At 61.2% G+C, this 14,792-nt stretch carries 15 protein-coding genes; 11 read left to right on the top strand and 4 right to left on the bottom strand.

Annotated elements, in window-relative coordinates; genetic code table 11:
- The first annotated feature begins 1 nt into the window (after nucleotide 1).
- The 6 genes from AFK67_RS11680 to AFK67_RS11655 are packed head-to-tail and all read left to right on the top strand — an operon-like array spanning nucleotide 2 to nucleotide 5,990.
- Nucleotides 2-808 (top strand): MBL fold metallo-hydrolase, encoded by an 807-nt coding sequence (locus AFK67_RS11680; RefSeq protein WP_007714178.1) that lies wholly within the window; start codon nucleotides 2-4, stop codon nucleotides 806-808.
- Nucleotides 805-2,091 (top strand): F390 synthetase-related protein, encoded by a 1,287-nt coding sequence (locus tag AFK67_RS11675; RefSeq protein WP_007714180.1) that lies wholly within the window; start codon nucleotides 805-807, stop codon nucleotides 2,089-2,091. The genes AFK67_RS11680 and AFK67_RS11675 overlap by 4 nt, the downstream gene beginning before the upstream one ends.
- Nucleotides 2,088-2,705, top strand: coding sequence for a phosphatase PAP2 family protein (locus AFK67_RS11670; RefSeq protein WP_007714182.1), 618 nt, complete (start codon nucleotides 2,088-2,090; stop codon nucleotides 2,703-2,705). Before AFK67_RS11675 ends, AFK67_RS11670 begins: the two co-directional genes overlap by 4 nt.
- Nucleotides 2,698-3,816 carry a sterol desaturase family protein gene (locus AFK67_RS11665; RefSeq protein WP_007714185.1) on the top strand — a complete coding sequence of 373 codons (1,119 nt, stop codon included), beginning with the start codon at nucleotides 2,698-2,700 and terminating at the stop codon, nucleotides 3,814-3,816. The genes AFK67_RS11670 and AFK67_RS11665 overlap by 8 nt, the downstream gene beginning before the upstream one ends.
- The gene (locus tag AFK67_RS11660; RefSeq protein ID WP_007714187.1) at nucleotides 3,809-4,900 is read left to right on the top strand and encodes an acyl-CoA desaturase; all 1,092 of its coding nucleotides are present in this window, start codon (nucleotides 3,809-3,811) and stop codon (nucleotides 4,898-4,900) included. The genes AFK67_RS11665 and AFK67_RS11660 overlap by 8 nt, the downstream gene beginning before the upstream one ends.
- Nucleotides 4,890-5,990, top strand: coding sequence for a fatty acid desaturase family protein (locus AFK67_RS11655; protein WP_038883395.1), 1,101 nt, complete (start codon nucleotides 4,890-4,892; stop codon nucleotides 5,988-5,990). The genes AFK67_RS11660 and AFK67_RS11655 overlap by 11 nt, the downstream gene beginning before the upstream one ends.
- Nucleotides 5,991-6,007: 17 nt before the next feature.
- Here the strand turns inward: AFK67_RS11655 and AFK67_RS11650 are convergent, their stop codons facing one another.
- Nucleotides 6,008-6,352, bottom strand: a complete 345-nt coding sequence (locus AFK67_RS11650) for a RidA family protein (protein ID WP_007714190.1) — start codon at nucleotides 6,350-6,352, stop codon at nucleotides 6,008-6,010.
- Between the two features lie 129 nt (nucleotides 6,353-6,481).
- On the opposite strand from AFK67_RS11650, the gene AFK67_RS11645 reads away from it, so the two are divergent.
- From AFK67_RS11645 to rnd, 5 genes are all read left to right on the top strand, one after another.
- A complete protein-coding gene (locus tag AFK67_RS11645; protein ID WP_007714193.1) occupies nucleotides 6,482-8,392 on the top strand; it encodes a DNA repair helicase YoaA in 1,911 nt (636 codons plus the stop codon).
- 69 nt (nucleotides 8,393-8,461) lie between these two features.
- Nucleotides 8,462-9,157: a tRNA (adenosine(37)-N6)-threonylcarbamoyltransferase complex dimerization subunit type 1 TsaB gene (gene tsaB, locus AFK67_RS11640; RefSeq protein ID WP_007714196.1), complete on the top strand. Its 696-nt coding sequence runs from the start codon at nucleotides 8,462-8,464 to the stop codon at nucleotides 9,155-9,157.
- A 40-nt stretch (nucleotides 9,158-9,197) separates the two neighbouring features.
- On the top strand, nucleotides 9,198-9,785 hold the full coding sequence (locus AFK67_RS11635; protein ID WP_007714199.1) for a Slp family lipoprotein: 588 nt from the start codon (nucleotides 9,198-9,200) through the stop codon (nucleotides 9,783-9,785).
- 205 nt (nucleotides 9,786-9,990) lie between these two features.
- Nucleotides 9,991-11,676 (top strand): long-chain-fatty-acid--CoA ligase FadD, encoded by a 1,686-nt coding sequence (gene fadD / locus AFK67_RS11630; protein ID WP_007714201.1) that lies wholly within the window; start codon nucleotides 9,991-9,993, stop codon nucleotides 11,674-11,676.
- An 82-nt stretch (nucleotides 11,677-11,758) separates the two neighbouring features.
- Nucleotides 11,759-12,868: a ribonuclease D gene (rnd, locus tag AFK67_RS11625; RefSeq protein ID WP_007714204.1), complete on the top strand. Its 1,110-nt coding sequence runs from the start codon at nucleotides 11,759-11,761 to the stop codon at nucleotides 12,866-12,868.
- A 102-nt stretch (nucleotides 12,869-12,970) separates the two neighbouring features.
- Here the strand turns inward: rnd and minE are convergent, their stop codons facing one another.
- Genes minE through minC form a run of 3 tightly spaced genes read right to left on the bottom strand, consistent with a single transcriptional unit; the run spans nucleotide 12,971 to nucleotide 14,773 of the window.
- Nucleotides 12,971-13,237: a cell division topological specificity factor MinE gene (gene minE / locus AFK67_RS11620; protein WP_004384978.1), complete on the bottom strand. Its 267-nt coding sequence runs from the start codon at nucleotides 13,235-13,237 to the stop codon at nucleotides 12,971-12,973.
- 3 nt (nucleotides 13,238-13,240) lie between these two features.
- Nucleotides 13,241-14,053, bottom strand: coding sequence for a septum site-determining protein MinD (minD, locus tag AFK67_RS11615; protein WP_007714208.1), 813 nt, complete (start codon nucleotides 14,051-14,053; stop codon nucleotides 13,241-13,243).
- A gap of 24 nt (nucleotides 14,054-14,077) precedes the next feature.
- Nucleotides 14,078-14,773 (bottom strand): septum site-determining protein MinC, encoded by a 696-nt coding sequence (gene minC / locus AFK67_RS11610; protein ID WP_038871315.1) that lies wholly within the window; start codon nucleotides 14,771-14,773, stop codon nucleotides 14,078-14,080.
- Between the last annotated feature and the right edge of the window lie 19 nt (nucleotides 14,774-14,792).

Genomic DNA, 14,792 nt, shown 5'->3' with positions numbered 1-14,792 from the left:
AATGGCCACCATCACCACGTTTGAAACTGGCTACTGCACCCATTTAGGCTGTATCGCGCTCAAGGGCGCGGGGCTGCGGGTCTGTAAATTCCCCGCCCGCGCGAGCCTTATCGAGGCGGGCGGCAAACGCTGGCTGTGGGATACCGGGTACGCTTCCTGGTTTGACGACCACACCCGCCGCGGGATCTACCAGATTTATCGACGCGTCACGCCGGTCTATTTCTCGCCGGAGCAGTCGCTGGCGCGCCAGCTCGCCGCCGCGGGGTATCGCCCGGAGGATATCGACGCGCTGATCCTCTCGCATTTTCACGCCGACCATATCGCCGGGCTGCGCGATTTCGCGAACGGCCGGTTTATATGCTCCGGCGAAGGCTGGGCGCAGACCCGCACGCTGCGCGGGTTTGCCGCGCTGCGCCAGGCGTTCGTGCCGGGGCTTATCCCTGAAAACTTCGAGAGCGCCGTCGCCTTTATCGAGGGCTTTGAGCGCGTGGCGCTGCCCGCCGCGCTCGCGCCGTTTGAGAACGCGTATTTACTGCCGGAAAGCAACGGCGAGATCATGCTGGTGCCGCTGCCGGGCCACGCCGCCGGACATATCGGTGCGTTCGTGCTGACCGATGACGGCTGGGTGTTGCTGGCCGCCGACGCGGCCTGGTCGCCGGTCAGCTATCGCGAACAGCGCGGCCCCTCCCGGCTTGCGAATCTGGTGATTGCCGACCCGGCGGCGGCCACGCGCACGCTTGATTTACTGCATCAGCTCTGGCAGCGCGGCGGCGCGGAAATTCGCCTCTCGCACGAGGGCGACCTGTGAATAAGCTTGCGATGCTCTGGCACTATTTCCGCGTGCGGCGTATGCGGTTTCGCAGCCGCGAGGCGCTGGCGCGTCACCAGCAGCAACAGCTGCGGCGCTTTGCCTCGCGTGTGCTGGCGAAAAGCCCGTGGTTTCGGCGCTACAGCACGCTGCCGTTCAGCGAATGGCCGACCATGGACAAAGCGCTGATGATGACCCATTTCGACGAAATGAACACCGCCGGGCTGAAAGCGGACGCGGTCATGGCGTGCGCGCTGCAAAGCGAGAACGACAGAAATTTTGCCCCGACGGTGGGCCGCTATAGCGTGGGGCTGTCGAGCGGCACATCGGGACGGCGCGGTATTTTTGCCGTCAGCCCCGAAGAGCAGTCGCTGTGGGCCGGGGCGATGCTCGCCAAAATGCTGCCCGATGGCCTGTTCGCGGGCGAGCGGGTGGCGCTGTTCTTGCGCGCCGACAATAACCTTTATCAGAGCGTCAACAGCCGCTGGCTGAGCCTTGCGTTTTACGATCTCTTTGAACCCTTCGACACGCTGCTGACCCGCCTTGAGGCCGACGCGCCGTCGATTATCGTGGCGCCTGCCCAGGTGCTGCGCGCGCTGGCGCTGGCGGTGCAGTCAGGCGAGCTGAACGTGGCGCCCAAAAAAGTGATTTCGGTCGCCGAAGTGCTCGACCCACAGGACCGCGCGTTGCTGGCGCAGGTGTTTCCGGCGGTCGGTGAAGTTTATCAGGCGACCGAAGGGTTTCTCGCCGCCACCTGCGCGCACGGCGTATTGCACCTGAACGAGGCGTTTATCGTGGTGGAAAAAGCGTGGCTTGACGATCGTCGCTTTATACCGGTGATCACCGACTTCACCCGCACTACGCAGCCCATTGTGCGCTACCGGCTGGACGATATCCTGGTGGCGCGCGACGCACCGTGCCCGTGCGGCGATCCGTCGCAGGCGCTGGCGCACATCGAAGGGCGTCAGGACGACCAGCTGCTGCTGCCGGACGCGCAGGGCGGCCAGCGCGTTATCTTTGGCGACCTCTGCAACCGGGCGCTGGCGCGCGTGCTACCCCTGACGGCGGATTTTCGGCTTATCCAGCACGGCGAAGCGCACCTCACGCTTATCGCGCAGGCGGACGACGTGCAGCGGTCGGCGGCACAGGCGGCCCTGACGGCGCTGTTTGAACAGCAGGGCGTGGCGTGCGAGCTTCTGCGCTGGACGCATCACGCGAGCCTGCCGCCCGCGACGCCGGGCGCGAAACGGCGGCGCATTCTGCGCGTCAGGGAGACGGCGTGAGCGAAACGTCTTACCGCCTGAAGGCGCTACTGCTGGGCTGGGGAAGCGTCGGCGTGGTCTATTCCACCACCGACGTGTTACAGCGTGCCGGGTATAAGCTGCCGCCGCTGTGGGTCGATACGCTCCTCGATTTCTCACCGTCCGCCATCTGGCTCTATCTGTCGTTTTTTATCCTCATTCCGCTGGGCTACTGGCTGACGCCGCTGTCGCAGGTGAAATGCCTGATGCGCGCGACCCAGCTGGCAGCGCTGTTCGCAGGCGTCATCTACCTCGCCTGGCCGAGCACGATGGATTATCCGGCGGTCAGCGGAGAGGGCGTGAGCGTCGACCTGCTGCGCCTGCTGCTGGCGGTGGATTCGTCGCAGAACTGTTTCCCGTCGCTGCACATGGCGCTGACCCTGCTGATGGTCTGGGGCATCAGCCGACGCGGGCAGTGGCAATACACGCTGGGCGCGGCTATCTGGGGGGCGGCCATTGCGGTCTCCATATTGCAGCTGCGTCGGCATCTCTTTATCGATCTGGTCGGGGGAACGGCGCTTGCCCTGCTGGCAGGAGCGCTGGCCGTGAAAATGACGGCCCGGCGAGTGACCCAGGAGGCATTGCGCCATGAATGAATTAACGCTGCCCATCGTGGTGATGCTGGCGCTGGTTTTTGGCGAGGCGCTGCTGGTGAAATGGCGCGGCAAAGAGGCCGTTGACTGGCGGGACGTGGTGTTTAACGTCAACTCCGGGCAGATGATGCTGTGGCTGTTTCGCGGTCTCGAGGTGCTCTGCTATGGCCTGGTATCGCGCACCGCGAATCTGGAGCTCTTTGACGGCCTGCCTGCGGCGGTGGTCTGGGCATTCGCGTTTATCGCCTGGGATTTCGGTTTTTACTGGCTGCATCGTCTGCATCACCAGTGGCCGCTGCTCTGGGCAGTACACAGCGTTCATCATCACGGTGAGCACTATAATCTGTCGCTGGGCGTGCGAAACTCCTGGTACTCGTCGCTCACCTCGATCCCGTTTTTTCTGCTGCTGGCGGTGGCGGGCGTGCCGCTGTCGGTGTTTCTGGCGGTTTCCATCCTCCACTATACCGTCCAGTTTTTTAACCATAACGCATTTACCGGGCGACTCGGCTTCCTGGAACGGCTGTTTGTGACACCGTCACATCATCGGGTGCATCACCTGCGCGAGCGCAGCTTTGCCAACAGCAACTACGGCGGCACCTTGATCCTGTGGGATAAGCTGTTTGGATCGTTTACTCATCAGCCGCCCGCGCGCGGCGAGCATCACTACGGCGTGAAGGGCTATATCGCCTCCGCGAACCCGCTGCGTGAGAGCAACGCGCCATTTGCCCGCCTGCTCGGCCTGCGCCTGCCGCCGCCTGCCGCAAGGCAAGGCCCCGCGCCGCAGGTTATCGTCAGCGCCACGCTGCTGCTGTTTATCCCGGTTATCGGGTATATCCAGCGTTACGGTTACGGCTACGAGGATATCGGCAGGGAACAGGTGGCGCTGTTTGTGCTGCTGGTGGCCGCGTCGGTAATGCTCGGGCTACTCAGCGACGGACGGCGCGGGAGCCGCGTCGGCTGGGCGACAGTTACGTGCCTGATGCCGCTGCTGTGTCTCTTCGCTTTTGGCTGGCAGGGGCTTCTCTGGCAGCTAAGCCTGCCCTTGCTGGGGCTCCACGGCTTGCTGATGCTGCTGATGGGCGGGATGAAAACGAGGGCGCTGCGTCATGGTTAAGACACTGACTCCGCTGCGTTTCGGCACGGCGCAGGAAGGTGCGTTTCATCGGGCGCTGCAGCGGCGGGCGTATGGTTATCTGCACGCGCGCGGCGACCATCGTTTCGCCAACCGGCGGGCGATAAGCAAAGCGGTGCTGATCCTGCTCGCGGCCATCGCCTCTTACAGCCTGGCGCTGCGCGCCTCGCAGCCGCTGGCGTTTATGGCGGGCTACGTGGCGTTTGCCGTGCTGATGATGTGGCTGAATATCGACGTTAACCACGACGCCTCGCACCACACGTTTGTCCGCAGCCGCGTGCTGAACGCCGTAATCAGCCGGGCGGTGACGCTCTCCACGGGCATTGAACCGGTCTACTGGCGCGTGCGCCACGTCAGCTTTCATCACCGCTACGCCAATATCGAACGCTACGATCTGGATACCGAAGAAAACGGGATTTTCCGCCAGACGCCGTTTCAGCGCTGGCGCGGCTGGATGCGTTGGCAGCATGTTTACTGGCCGCTGGTGGCGGCGTTATCCCTGAGCTGGATAGGCGTAGTGTTTGACTGGGCCGACAGGCTCGGGCGCACGCCGCTGCGCGCGGAGCGCCTGCTGCCGGGCGCGGCGGGCTGGGCGGCGTTTATTTTCAGCAAGCTCGGCCACCTGACGCTGATGCTGGGCCTGCCGCTGCTGATGGGGCATGACGGCGGCCTGGTGCTCGGCCTCTATCTCTTGGTGCAGATGTGCACCTCGCTGATGGTGGTGTTTCTGCTGCTGGGCACGCACTGGGCTGATGCGGCGTTTTATCAGGCGCCGACGGGTGAGAACCTGGTTATGGCGCACGGCTGGTATTACCATAACTTTATGACCGCCTGCGACTGGCACACGCCTCAGCGCTGGCAGGAGATGCTGACCGGCGGGCTGAACTATCACCTGACGCACCATCTGTTTCCTGGCTGGCACCATCGGCATTACCCGGCGCTCGCGCGAATTATCGGCGAGCTGGCGGCGGAGCACGGGCTACCGTACCGCTGTATCCGCTATGGCGAGCTGCGGGCCGCCCAGCGTGCGTTTCTGCGCCAGATGGGGCGTGCGCATGCCGCATAACTCGCCGCCGCGCGCGGCAGGGCGCGACCGGGCGCTGCATAAGGCGTTTCGCTCAGCCTGTCAGCGTTATCTGGCAGAGCGGCGCGATCACCGGTTCGCCGACCGGGGAATGTGGTTAAAGCTTGCGCTCCTCGCGCTGGGGGCTGCGGCGTGTTATCTGCTGTGCCTTACGCCGTCGGGCCTTGCCGGCTACGCGCTCTGCTATTTCGGCTTTATCTTTTTTGCGATGATGCTGGTGGTAAACGTGCTGCACGACGCCAGCCATAACGCGTTTTGCCGCTCCGGGGCGGCGAACGCCTGGCTTGGACGCGTTATCAGCCTGCCGCTCGGCCTCGATGCCGACAGCTGGCAGGTGCGGCACGTGCAGTTTCATCACCCGTACACCAATATTCAGGGCTATGACCCGGATATCGACGAGAACGGCGTGCTGTGCCAGACGCCGTTTCAGCGCTGGAAGCCTGTCATGCGCTATCAGCATCTCTACTGGCCGCTGGTGGCGGCGCTCACTTTTCCGTGGTACGCCTGGTGGATGGACTGGCGCGACCGGCTCGGCAACACGCCTTTCACGCGCCATTTACCCCATCAGGGCGCGGGTGGCGCGGGGGTGTTTCTGCTGCTGAAGGGCGCGCATTTTCTCCTGGCGCTCGGCGTTCCGGCGCTGTTCATGGCCGGAAAGCTCTCGTTCATCACCGTACTGACCGTGTATCTGGCAAGCCAGATGCTGGTCTCGGCGCTGTTTGTGTCGCTGCTTATCGGCACCCACTGGGCGAAAGGGCATTTTTATCCGACGCCTGTCAAGGGTGCGATGCCGCCGAGCCCGTATCACCACGCGTTCGCCACGACCTTTGACTGGGGCGCGCGGCCACGGCTGCTGGGCTACTGGCTCGGCGGGCTGAACCTGCACTTAACGCACCATCTGTTTCCCGACTGGAGCCACCGCCATTTTACGGCGCTGAGCGAGATTATCGGCGAGGTGGCGTGCGCGCACGGCCTGGCGTATCGGGTATTGTCAGTGCGGGATCTGCTGCGGTTGCAGCGGCGACATTTAACGCGGATGGGCGCGAACCCCACAGAAGACCGCCGCCAGTAGAGGGCGGCGGCAGAGTGTTACAGCGCGGCGATAATTTTGATTTCGACTTTATAACGCGGGTTCATCAGGCGGGCCTGCACGGTGCAGCGTACCGGGGCTGAGCCTGCCACAACCCATTCATCCCACGCTTTGTTCATCAGCGCGAAGTCACCGCCGTCGGCGAGGAAAATCGTGGCGTCGAGAATGCGCGATTTGTCGCTGCCCTGGGCGGTTAACAGCGTGTCGATTTGCGCGAGCGTATTCGCGGTTTGCTCATAAGCATCGCCGTCCAGGTTTTCCGGTACGCCGGTGTAGTAAATCGTCTGGTTGTGGATCACCGCGTCAGACCAACGGTCTGCGGGATCGATACGCTTAATTGTCATCGCTGTTCCTTTTCCTGTTGTATTCAGCCGCCTGCAAGCCTGCCATATTGTGCGCCGCGCGTCATCTCTTCGGCTGGCTAAAGTGCCGCCTCCCTGACATAATCACTGGCAATTTAACCAGGGGGTAGTGTGACGGACGATTTTGCAGCAGATGGCCAGCTAGCCAAAGCGATACCGGGTTTTAAACCGCGCGAGCCGCAGCGCCAGATGGCGCAGGCGGTCACCGCCGCCATTGAGGCGGCAAAGCCGCTGGTGGTGGAAGCGGGCACCGGCACCGGGAAAACCTACGCGTATCTCGCGCCTGCGCTGCGCGCCGGTAAGAAAGTGATCGTCTCTACCGGCTCGAAGGCGTTGCAGGACCAGCTCTACAGCCGCGATCTGCCGACCGTCGCCAAAGCGCTCGAGTTCAAAGGCCGTCTGGCGCTGTTAAAAGGGCGCTCCAACTACCTCTGCCTTGAGCGTCTTGAACAGCAGGCGCTGGCGGGCGGCGACCTCCCGGTACAAACCTTAAGCGACGTTATCCAGCTGCGCGGCTGGGCCAACGAAACGATCGATGGCGATATCAGCACCTGCGGGCGCGTGGCCGAAGACGCCCCCGTCTGGCCGCTCGTCACCAGCACCAACGATAACTGCCTCGGCAGCGACTGCCCGCTCTATAAAGACTGCTTCGTCGTGAAAGCGCGTAAAAAAGCGATGGATGCCGATGTGGTGGTGGTCAACCATCACCTGTTTCTCGCCGATATGGTGGTCAAAGAGAGCGGCTTCGCGGAGCTTATCCCGGAGGCGGACGTCATTATCTTTGATGAAGCCCACCAGCTGCCGGATATCGCCAGCCAGTATTTTGGCCAGTCGCTCTCAAGCCGCCAGCTGCTCGATCTCGCCAAAGATATTATCATCGCTTATCGCACCGAAGTTAAAGACACCCAGCAGTTGCAAAAATGCGCGGATCGTCTGGCGCAAAGTACCCAGGATTTTCGTCTGCAACTGGGCGACCCCGGCTTTCGCGGCAACCTGCGCGAGCTGCTGGCGGACGCCTCCATCAGCCGTGCGCTGCTGCTGCTCGACGACGCGCTGGAGCTCTGCTACGACGTGGCGAAGCTGTCGCTTGGCCGCTCGGCGCTGCTGGACGCCGCCTTTGAGCGCGCCACGCTCTACCGCGCGCGTCTCAAGCGCTTAAAAGAGATTAATCAGCCCGGCTACAGTTACTGGTATGAGTGCAACTCGCGCCACTTTACGCTGGCGCTGACGCCGCTGACCGTGGCGGATAAATTCCAGGATGTGATTGCCGAAAAGGGCGGCAGCTGGATTTTTACGTCGGCGACGCTCTCGGTTAACGACGAGCTGCATCACTTCACGGAGCGGCTCGGCATTCACGAGGCGCAGACGCTGCTGCTGCCAAGCCCGTTCGATTACGCCCGCCAGGCGCTGCTCTGCGTGCCGCGCGGCCTGCCGCAAACCAACCAGCCACAGGCGGGCAGGGCGCTGGCGCGCATGCTCCAGCCGCTTATCGAGGCCAACCAGGGGCGCTGTTTTATGCTCTGTACCTCGCACGCCATGATGCGCGAGCTGGCCGAGCATTTTCGCGCCACCATGACGCTGCCGGTGCTGCTGCAGGGCGAAACCAGCAAAAGCCAGCTGGTGGAGCAGTTTATTAGCGCGGGCAACGCCCTGCTGGTGGCGACCAGCAGCTTCTGGGAAGGGGTGGACGTGCGCGGCGACGCGCTGTCGCTGGTGATCATCGACAAGCTGCCGTTTACCTCGCCGGACGATCCGCTGCTGAAAGCGCGCATGGAAGATTGCCGCCTGCGCGGCGGCGATCCGTTTGACGAGGTGCAGCTGCCAGACGCGGTGATCACGCTCAAGCAGGGCGTCGGGCGTCTTATTCGCGACGTGGATGACCGCGGCGTGCTGGTGATTTGCGACAACCGTCTGGTGATGCGCCCTTACGGCGCGGTGTTCCTCAAAAGCCTGCCGCCGACCCCGCGCACCCGTGACATCGGCGAGGCGGCGCGGTTTCTCACCGACGCCGCGCGGCAGTAATTTATGCCAGACTGTGATAAGATGCGCCCCTTTTTGAACTACCACGACGCGTAAGAGTGTTATTGATCCATGCGAATTCTGGCTATTGATACCGCCACCGAGGCCTGTTCTGTCGCCCTGTGGGACAACGGTAAAACCTCCGCCCTGTTTGAACTCTGCCCGCGCGAGCACACCCAGCGTATTCTGCCGATGGTCAGTGAGATCCTCACGGCCAGCGGCGTTGCGCTGACGTCAATGGACGCGCTGGCCTTTGGCCGCGGGCCGGGCAGTTTCACCGGCGTGCGAATCGGCATTGGCATCGCGCAGGGGCTGGCGCTCGGCGCCGAACTGCCGATGGTCGGCGTCTCGACGCTGATGACAATGGCCCAGGGCGCATGGCGCGTCTGCGGCGCAACCCGCGTGCTGGCAGCCATCGACGCCCGCATGGGCGAAGTCTACTGGGCAGAATACCAGCGCGATGCGCAGGGCGTCTGGCACGGCGAAGAGACCGAAGCGGTACTCAAGCCGCAGGCGGTAGCTGAACGTCTGAAAACGCTCAGCGGCGCGTGGGCGACCGTCGGCACCGGCTGGCAGGCGTGGCCGGATCTGGCGAGCGAGAGTGGGCTTACGCTCACTGACGGCCAGGTCACGCTGCCTGCCGCGGAAGATATGTTGCCGCTGGCGTGCGGGCTGTTCGAACAACAGCGCGTTGTTGCGGTCGAACATGCAGAACCGGTCTATCTGCGCAACGAAGTCGCGTGGAAAAAATTGCCAGGCCGGGAATAACACCCCGACGCGAGCCGCGGGCGGGTTTAAGGAGTCGCTTATGGTGGGTCAACAATCAATGATGCGCAGCACAATTCTGGCGCTTGGCGCGCTGCTGCTGAGCGGCTGCGTCAGCGTGCCTGACGCGATTAAAGGCACCAGCCCGACGCCGCAGCAGGATCTGGTGCGCGTGATGAACGCGCCGCAGCTCTACGTCGGCCAGGAGGCGCGCTTCGGCGGGCGCGTGGTGAATGTCGATAATCAGCAGGGCAAAACCCGACTGGAGATCGCCACCTTGCCGCTCGACAGCGTCGCCCGTCCACTGCTCGGCCAGCCGTCGCGTGGGCGCATTTATGCCGATGTCGGCGGTTTTCTCGACCCGGTCGATTTCCGTAATCAACTGGTGACGGTGGTCGGGCCCATTACCGGCACGGCAGACGGCAAAGTCGGGGCCAGCCCGTATAAATTTATGGTGATGCAGGCGAACGGCTTCAAGCGCTGGCGCGTGACGCAGCAGGTCGTGATGCCGCCGCAGCCCATCGACCCGTGGATCTGGGGCCCGCCGCGTTCCGGCTGGGGGTATGGCTATGGCCCGTGGGGCTGGTATAATCCCGGGCCCGCTCAGGTACAGACCGTAGTAACTGAGTAACGTATTGATTAATTGAATAAAAAAAACAGCGGCCGGTCCGCTGTTTGTTGTTTTTATCGGCATAACAAAAATAATTAGTGACGCGCTTCGCAACCTTAAACCCGGTGAATTAATAAACTGGTACAATGAGTTAATATTATGTTAACGCCGTGTTTATTGTTTTGGGGTTGTGATGACGACGAATAATATATTCAGAGGTGACGCATTGAAGAAGGTTTGGCTTAACCGTTATCCGGCGGACGTTCCGGCGCAGATAAACCCGGACCGTTATCACTCCCTGGTGGATCTGTTTGAGCAATCCTGCACACGCTTCGCCGATCAGCCCGCCTTTACCAACATGGGCGAGGTGATGACCTTCCGCAAGCTGGAAGAGCGCAGCCGCGCGTTTGCCGCCTGGCTGCAACAGGGGCTGGGCCTGCAAAAAGGCGACCGCGTGGCGCTGATGATGCCCAACCTCCTGCAATACCCGGTGGCGCTGTTCGGCATTCTGCGCGCCGGTATGATTGTCGTAAACGTCAACCCGCTTTACACGCCGCGTGAGCTGGAGCACCAGCTGAACGACAGCGGCGCCAGCGCCATCGTCATCGTCTCCAACTTCGCGCACACCCTGGAAAAAGTGGTCGATAAAACCCAGGTTAAGCACGTCATCCTGACGCGCATGGGCGATCAGCTCTCCACCGCTAAAGGCACGCTGGTGAACTTCGTGGTGAAGTACGTCAAGCGCCTGGTGCCGAAATATCACCTGCCGGACGCCATTTCATTTCGCCGCGCGCTGCATAACGGCTACCGGATGCAGTACATCAAGCCGGAAGTGACGCCGGACGATCTGGCTTTCCTGCAATATACCGGCGGCACGACGGGCGTTGCCAAAGGCGCCATGCTCACTCACCGCAATATGCTCGCCAACCTGGAGCAGGTGCTCGGCACCTACGGGCCGCTGCTGCATCGCGGCAAAGAACTGGTGATAACCGCGCTGCCGCTGTACCACATTTTCGCGCTGACCATGAACTGCCTGCTGTTTATCGAACTGGGCGGCCAGAACGTGCTTATCACCAACCCGCGCGATATTCCGGGGCTGGTGAAAGAGCTCGGTAAATACCCGTTCACCGCGATGACCGGCGTGAACACGCTGTTTAACGCGCTGCTGAATAACAAAGACTTCCACAAGCTCGATTTCTCCTCGCTGCACCTCTCGGCGGGCGGCGGAATGCCGGTGCATCAGGCCGTGGCGGAACGCTGGGAAAAACTCACCGGCCAGTTTCTGCTGGAGGGCTACGGCCTGACCGAGTGCTCGCCGCTGGTGAGCGTTAACCCGCACGATATCGACTACCACAGCGGCAGCATCGGCCTGCCAGTGCCGTCCACCGAAGTGAAGCTGATTGACGATGACGGCAACGAAGTCGCGCCCGGCGAGCCTGGCGAGCTGTGCATCAAAGGCCCGCAGGTGATGCTCGGCTACTGGCAGCGCCCGGACGCCACCGATGAGATCCTGCAGGACGGCTGGCTGCGCAGCGGCGATGTCGCGGTGATGGACGAAGAGGGCTTCCTGCGTATCGTCGATCGCAAAAAAGATATGATTCTGGTCTCCGGCTTTAATGTCTATCCGAACGAAATCGAAGATGTGGTGATGCAGCACAGCGGCGTCCAGGAAGTGGCGGCCGTGGGCATTCCGTCTGAAGCCAGCGGAGAGCTGGTGAAAATCTTCGTGGTGAAGAAAGAGGCCTCGCTTACCGAAGAGGCGCTGATCACCTTCTGCCGCCGCCATCTGACCGGTTATAAAGTGCCGAAACAGGTGGAGTTTCGCACCGAGCTGCCAAAATCCAACGTCGGGAAAATTTTACGACGAGAACTACGTGACGAAGTGCGCCGGGCAGGTGACAATACCGCCTGAGCTGCAATCACGTCGCCCTGACGCCGGTTCTACCGGCGTTTTTTATGGGCGCAGACAAAGAGAGAGCGATTTGAATTACCAGATGATTACCACCAATGACGCGCTGGCGGCGCTGTGCGAAACCGCACGCACGCAGCGCGCTCTGGCGTTGGACACCGAATTTGTCCGTACCCGCACTTATTACCCACAGCTGGGGCTCATCCAGCTTTACGACGGCGAAAACGTCGCCCTTATCGATCCGCTGACCATCACCGACTGGGCCCCGTTCCAGTCGCTGTTGCAGGATCAGAACGTGACCAAATTCCTTCATGCAGGCAGCGAAGATCTGGAAGTGTTCCAGAACGCCTTCGGCATGATGCCAGATCCGTTTATCGACACCCAGGTCGTGGCCTCGTTTGTCGGCCATCCGCTCTCCTGCGGTTTTGCGACGCTTGTGGAGCACCACACCGGCGTGGTGCTGGATAAAAGTGAATCCCGCACCGACTGGCTGGCGCGTCCGCTGACGGAGCGCCAGTGCGACTACGCGGCGGCGGACGTCTGGTATCTGCTGCCTATCGCCCACAAGCTGATGGAGCAGGTGCGCGACGCGGGCTGGCTGACGGCCGCACTCAACGAGTGCCGCCTGATGACGCAGCGTCGTGGCGAGGTGCTGGATCCTGATGAGGCGTATCGTGAAATTACTAACGCCTGGCAGCTTCGTCCGCGCCAGCTGGCGTGCCTGAAGCTGCTGGCGGGCTGGCGTCTGCGTAAAGCGCGCGAGCGCGATATGGCGGTGAATTTCGTGGTGCGTGAAGAGCATCTGTGGAAGGTGGCGCGCCACATGCCGGGCTCGCTTGGCGAACTCGACGGGCTGGGGCTCTCTGGCAGCGAGATCCGCTTTCACGGCAAGACGCTGATCGCGCTGGTCGCCGAAGCGCAGGCCCTGTCGGAAGACGCGCTGCCGTCGCCGCTGGCGAACCTTGTCGACATGCCGGGCTATCGCAACGTGTTTAAAGCGATCAAAGCGCTGGTGCAGGAGACGAGCCAGAAGCAGGGGATCAGCGCCGAGCTGATGGCGTCGCGACGTCAGATTAACCAGTTGCTGAACTGGCACTGGAAACTGAAACCGCAAAATCAGCTGCCGGAATTAATCAGCGGCTGGCGCGGCGAGTTATTAGGCGAATCATTAAAAACGCTGTTGCAGCAATATTAATGACGCCCCTGTAATTATTTACAGGGAAGTGAATGGTCACTGAGAATATATACAGTGGATTCGTTAAAAAAATACCCCGGCATGCCGGGGTATTTTTTCGCGTTATTTTGTCTCTTCCGCTTCGGGTAGCGTGACGTTAAGTTCCAGAATCGAAATATCGTCGCCTTTTTGTTCCAGTTGAACCGTAACCATTTCCGGATCAATCTGAACGTATTTGCAAATCACTTCCAGAATATCCCGCTTCAGCTGCGGTAAATAATGCGGTTCGGCGTCGCTACGACGACGCTCTGCAACAATAATTTGTAAGCGCTCTTTGGCGATACTGGCGGTGTTCTTTTTTCTGGAGAGAAAAAAGTCGAGTAATGCCATAACTTATCCTCCGAACAGGCGTTTGAGGAAACCTTTCTTCTCTTCTTCAATGAAGCGGAAAGGACGTTCTTCTCCCATCAGGCGATCAACGGTATCGGCGTAGGCTTTGCCTGCATCGGATGTGCCATCCAGGATGACCGGCTCGCCCTGGTTTGAGGCGCGCAGCACGGACTGATCTTCCGGGATAACGCCGACCAGAGGAATACGCAGGATCTCCAGCACATCTTCCATGCTGAGCATGTCGCCCTTGCTGACGCGGCCCGGGTTGTAGCGGGTCAGCAGCAGGTGCTCTTTAATCGGGCTCTCGCCGTTTTCGGCGCGGCGCGATTTGGAGGCCAGGATGCCCAGGATACGGTCAGAGTCGCGAACGGAGGAGACTTCCGGGTTGGTGGTAATGATGGCTTCGTCAGCAAAATAGAGCGCCATCAGCGCGCCGGTTTCGATGCCGGCAGGGGAGTCGCAGACGATAAAGTCGAACTCCATCTTCTTAAGCTCATCAAGCACTTTTTCCACGCCTTCGCGGGTCAGGGCGTCTTTGTCGCGCGTCTGCGACGCAGGCAGGATGTAAAGGCTCTCGGTGCGTTTATCGCGGATTAACGCCTGATTCAGCGTAGCATCGCCCTGAATGACGTTGACGAAATCGTATACGACACGGCGTTCGCAACCCATGATCAGATCAAGGTTACGCAGGCCGATATCGAAATCGATAACTACGGTCTTCTTTCCCTTCTGGGCCAGACCCGTAGCGATGGCCGCGCTGGAGGTGGTTTTGCCAACGCCCCCTTTACCTGATGTAACTACAATAATGCGTGCCATAAAGGAATTCCTTGTTAAAAGGGCTTAATTTAATGGTTGAACCGTCAGCGCGCCGTCGGCCAGACGCAGGCGTGCCGCTTTGTTGTAAAACTCGGCCGGGATTTGATCGCTCAGCCAGTAAACCCCGGCGATGGAAACGAGTTCCGCCGCGAGGTTTGTTGAAAAGATTTGTGCTGCTTTATCGCCGCTGGCGCCTGCGAGCGCACGCCCGCGCATGGTGCCGTAGACGTGAATATTGCCGTCGGCGATAAGCTCCGCGCCCGCGCTGACGTGGCTTGTGACGACCAGATCGGCGTCCGGCGCGTAGATCCGCTGGCCAGAGCGCACCGGCAGATCGATTAAACGCGTACGGGGCGCAGGCGCTGGCGGCGCGACGGGTGCTTCAGCAGGCCGTGCGGCGCGTGGCGCGCTGGCCTTTCCCTCCGTCAGCAGGGCGAGCCCTGCGCGAGAGATTTCCGCCTTCAGCGCGTCATCCTGACAGCCGCTGATACCGACCAGATGCAGCCCGCTGTCGACAAATGTCTGATGCAGCTGCTGCCAGTTTATCGTCCCGTCGAGCCCCGCGACATTCACCACCACCGGCGCATTTTTGAGAAAGGCCGGCGCCTGAGCAATTTTTTCTTCAAGCGCTTTGCGAATAACCTCGGGGTGAGCATCATGCAAATGAACCACTGATAAGGTGAAACTACTGCCTTTTAGCTCGATGGGCGTGTTTGACATCCTGGCCTTACTCAATTCA

The organism is Cronobacter dublinensis subsp. dublinensis LMG 23823, from assembly GCF_001277235.1.
Lineage (GTDB): Bacteria > Pseudomonadota > Gammaproteobacteria > Enterobacterales > Enterobacteriaceae > Cronobacter > Cronobacter dublinensis.
Note: the sequence above shows the minus strand (reverse complement) of the source record. Positions and strands in the feature narration are given on the sequence as shown.